This is a genomic window from Sphingomonas sp. Leaf25, from assembly GCF_001421635.1.
Lineage (GTDB): Bacteria > Pseudomonadota > Alphaproteobacteria > Sphingomonadales > Sphingomonadaceae > Sphingomonas.
The window spans coordinates 162,939-167,236 of sequence record NZ_LMKU01000012.1; the positions used below are offsets into that span (position 1 = coordinate 162,939).

Consider the following 4,298-nt stretch of genomic DNA (forward strand, 5'->3'; position numbering starts at 1 on the left):
ACCGTGGTCAGGATCAGGCGCGGGCCTTTTGGCTTGGCTTGCAGCGCGTGGAGCGCGGCGAGGCGTTCGGCCATCGAACGCAGCGTCGGGCTGGCGCGGTCATAGGGGAGGCAGTCCCATGCCGGGAACTGGAGGATCGTCAGGTCGGGCGCGAAGAACGGCGCGGTCGCGGCGATCGCGCGCATCGCCGATTCGTCGGGGGCGATATGGACGAGGTCGCCCTTTGCGCCGCGCGCAAGATCGGCGAGGAGGACGGGGAGGAAGCCTGCCGCCACGCCCGCGAGGGTGAGGCTACGGGGGGCGGACAGGATTTTGGAGAGGTCGGGCATCGGCGTCCTATAAGCCCTCTCCCCCTTGGGGGAGAGGGTTGGGAGAGGGGGTGTGCGGGACAGATGTTGTGGCAGNCCCGGCCCTCTCCCCTGAAGGGGAGAGGGAGTTACTTGCTGACCGGTACGAAATCCATCGCGCGCATCGCGTGGAGGACGGGGTGGTCGAACTGCGCCGGCGCGGGCTGGACGCCCATCGCCCATGCCATGATGTCGACGTCCTGTTCCTCCAGAAACGTTTCGAACCAGTCCATGTCCGCGTCGCTCCATGTCGCCGAATGCTGGTCGAAATAGCCGCCGATCATCAGGTCCGCCTCACGCGTGCCGCGGTGCCAGCTTCGGAATTTCAGGCGTTTGAGGCGAATGTCGCGATCCATCGACGCTTCCTTGGGGGCAAAGGGACAGCGAGGCTCGCCCGATCGGCAAACTCGCGATAGGGAGGGCAGATAGTCATGCGTCCCGAACTCCTCAACCCGCTGTTCGCCGAAGTCACCTCGCTCAAGGGCGTGGGGCCGGCGCTTGCCAAACCGCTCGACCGGTTGAAGCTTCACCGCGTCGTCGACGTGGCGTTCCATTGCCCCAGCGGCTGGGTCGACCGGCTGAAACGCGACGAGCTGATGGCGCAGGATGCGGGGCGGGTGATCGCGATTCCGCTGACCGCCGTCGACTACCGGGTAAGCGCCGGGCGCGGGCCGACACGGGTGCGTGCCGAGGACGCGCATGGCAACAGCGTGAACCTGACCTATTTCGGTGGATCGTCGGGCTGGGCCAAGAAGCTGCTGCCGCTTGGCGAAACGCGGCTGGTGTCGGGCAAGCTCGAAACCTATGGCCAGGAATTGCAGATGGTCCACCCCGACCATGTCCTGCCGCCCGACGAGGCGGCGAGCCTGCCCGAGCGTGAGGCGATCTATCCACTGTCCGAAGGGCTGACCTCGCGCCGGCTGGGGCAGTTGGCGGCGCAGGCGATCGAGCGCGCGCCGGACTTGCCCGAATGGATCGAGCCGAGTCTGCTCGCCAAGCGCGACTGGCCGGCATGGCGCGAGGCGCTGGCGCGGGTCCATGCCGATCCATCCGACGCGAAGGCAAAGGAACGGCTGGCCTATGACGAGGTCTTCGCCAACCAGTTGGCGCTGATGCTGGTACGCGGCGAGGCGCGCTCGCGCAAAGGACGGGCGCTGACCGGCGACGGGCGGCTGCGTGGGCGGCTGGACCTGCCGTACAAGCCGACGGGGGCGCAGGCGCGGACGATCGGTGAGATCGAGGGCGACATGGCGCAGGTGCAGCCGATGCTGCGGCTGCTTCAGGGGGACGTGGGGTCGGGCAAGACGCTGGTCGCGCTGATGGCGCTGCTGATCGCCGTCGAAGGCGGCGCGCAGGGGGCGTTGCTGGCGCCGACCGAAATCCTCGCGCGGCAGCATTATGCGACGCTGCAACGCCAACTGGCCGGGACCGGCGTGAGCGTGGCGGTGCTGACCGGCCGCGACAAGGGGCGGGTGCGCGAGGGCGTGCTGATGGGGCTGGCGGCGGGCGAGATCGACATATTGATCGGCACGCATGCGATCTTTCAGGAAGCGGTCGGCTACCGCGATCTGGGGCTGGTGGTGGTCGACGAGCAGCACCGCTTCGGCGTGGCGCAGCGGATGATGTTGCAGGACAAGGCGGCGGTGCCGCCGCATCTGCTGGTGATGACCGCGACGCCGATCCCGCGCACGCTGACGCTGGCGCAATATGGCGAGATGGACGTCAGCCGGCTCGACGAGATGCCGCCGGGACGCGAACCGATCGAGACGGCGGTGATGCCCGAGGAGAAGCTCGACGCGGTGATCGACGGCCTCGCGCGGCATCTGTCGGCGGGGAAACAGGCCTATTGGGTCTGCCCGCTGGTCGAGGAGAGCGAGAAGTCCGACCTCGCCGCCGCCGAGGCGCGGGCGGAGGCGCTGCGCGCGCGGTTCGGCGACAAGGTGGCACTGGTCCACGGCCGGATGAAGCCGCTGGAAAAGGACGCGGTGATGGCCGAGTTCGCCGCCGCGCGGACCGGCGTGCTGGTGGCGACGACGGTGATCGAGGTGGGTGTCGACGTGCCCAACGCCACGCTGATCGTGATCGAGGCGGCGGACCGCTTCGGTCTGGCGCAGTTGCACCAGTTGCGCGGGCGGGTGGGGCGCGGCGGCGGCAAGTCGGTGTGCGTGCTGCTGCGTGGGCGTGCGCTGTCGGAAACGTCGCGGGCGCGGTTGGCGCTGATGCGCGAGAGCAACGACGGCTTCCGCATCGCCGAGGAGGATCTGCGGCTGCGCGGCGGCGGCGAACTGCTCGGCACGCGGCAGTCAGGCGAGGCGATGTTCCGGCTGGCCGAACCCGACATGCTCGGCGCATTGCTGCCGGTCGCGAACGACGATGCGCGGCTGCTGATTGATCGCGACGGCGGGCTGACGGGACCGAGGGGGCAGGCGGCGCGGGTGGCGCTGTATCTGTTCGAGCGCGATGGTGGCGTGAAACGGTTGCGATCGGGATGATGGCTCCCCTCCCTGACAGGGAGGGGTTGGGGGTGGGTCGGTCTGCGAGGGAACGGCAGCATCCGCCTCGAACCTAACCNNGGAGGGGAGAACGTCAGCCCTTCACCACCAGCTTCACCAACTGCCCCGGCACCAGCCGGGCGTCGTCGCCCAGACCGTTCAGCGTCAGGAAGCGTTCGCGCTGATAGTCGGTATAGGCCATCTGCCGGGCGAGGCTGTCGATCGTGTCGTTCGCGCGGACGGTGGCGATGCGGATGCGCTTGCCGGTGATCGCGTTCGCTTCGGCCTGGGTCAGCGGGGCGAGGCTTTGCAGCAGCGACTCGAACGGGCCGATGCCCTGACCCGCCGGGGTCACGATCTGGAAGAGATAGGTCGCCGAGGGGTAGCGATAGGCGGCGATCGTCACGTCGACCTGACGGTTGCTGGCTGTGGCGCGCGCCGAGGCGATCGCGACGTCGATGCCGTTGATCCGCGTGACCCGTGGTTCGGACACGTTCTGCGCGCCGAGCGTGGCGAGCCGCTGGCGAGCGACGCTGGCCGGATCGCCGGCCGCCGCCATGCGGAATTCGGCCTGCCCGCCCTGACCGGCAATCGTCACCGCATCGGTGCCGTTGGCGATGGTATAGCCCGACGGCGCGGTGAAACGGATGCGCAGGGCCGGGTGGCGGAAAATGCTGCCGTCGATCACGCCCTGCGCGGGATCGTCGTCGTAGCGCAGGCCGTCGAGCATCCGCAGATAGGTCACGTCCTGCGCCGGTTGCGCGGTGGTGCCGCCGGCCTGCGCGGCAAGCACCTCGGCACGGCGGACGCGCTCGGCGCCATTGGGGTGGGTGCTCATCCACGTCGGCACGGCCGTGGCATCGCGGCCCGAGGTCTGGCCGGCCAGCGCCTGCGCCTCGTTCAGTTGCGCCAGCGCCTCGGCCATGCCGATCGGCGCATAGCCGGCGGCGGTGGCATAGCGCACGCCGAACTGGTCGGCCTGATATTCCTGATTGCGGCTGTACGACAGCGTATAGAGTTGCGAGCCGATACCGGCGACGCGGCCGAGGATGTCGCTGCCCGTCACCGCGCCAAGGCCGGCGGCGAAGAGATTGCCGATCGTCGAGCGGGTGCTGCGCGAATTACTGTGGCGCGCGGCGACATGGCCGACTTCGTGGCCCAGCACGGCGGCCAGTTCCGCCTCGCTGTTCATCAGCGCCAGCAACTGGCGGGTGACATAGACATAGCCGCCGGGGATGGCGAAGGCGTTTTCCACCGGCGAGTTGAGCAGGGTGACGGTGAAGTCGCCGCTGGCGTTCGACAGGCCCGATTGCAGCGCGACCCGCTTGCCGATGCGTTCGACATAGGCCGACTGCGGACCGCCATAGGCGCCGCCATATTGGGCGATGAGCTGCGGATTGGCCTGCGCGCCCTGCGCGCGGTCGCTTTGCGAGATCGATCGTGTCTGCGCCATGGCGGG

General features: G+C 69.0%; 4 protein-coding genes. 1 reads left to right on the forward strand and 3 read right to left on the reverse strand.

Annotated features, from left to right (window positions below):
* Both ASE78_RS19430 and ASE78_RS05390 read right to left on the reverse strand, forming a co-directional pair.
* Positions 1 to 329 (reverse strand): hypothetical protein (locus tag ASE78_RS19430; RefSeq protein WP_235514911.1); only part of this gene is annotated, 329 nt, incomplete at its 3' end.
* Positions 330 to 436: 107 nt separating this feature from the next.
* Entirely contained in the window at positions 437 to 703 is a 267-nt protein-coding gene (locus tag ASE78_RS05390) for a succinate dehydrogenase assembly factor 2 (RefSeq protein WP_055755797.1), read from the reverse strand.
* Between the two features lie 75 nt (positions 704 to 778).
* Between ASE78_RS05390 and recG the strand changes: the two genes are divergently transcribed.
* Positions 779 to 2,839: an ATP-dependent DNA helicase RecG gene (gene recG / locus ASE78_RS05395; RefSeq protein WP_056494255.1), complete on the forward strand. Its 2,061-nt coding sequence runs from the start codon at positions 779 to 781 to the stop codon at positions 2,837 to 2,839.
* Positions 2,840 to 2,933: 94 nt separating this feature from the next.
* Here recG and ASE78_RS05400 read toward each other — a convergent pair.
* Positions 2,934 to 4,298, reverse strand: a 1,365-nt coding sequence (locus tag ASE78_RS05400) for a M48 family metalloprotease (protein ID WP_082467059.1), incomplete at its 5' end; no start/stop codon positions are given.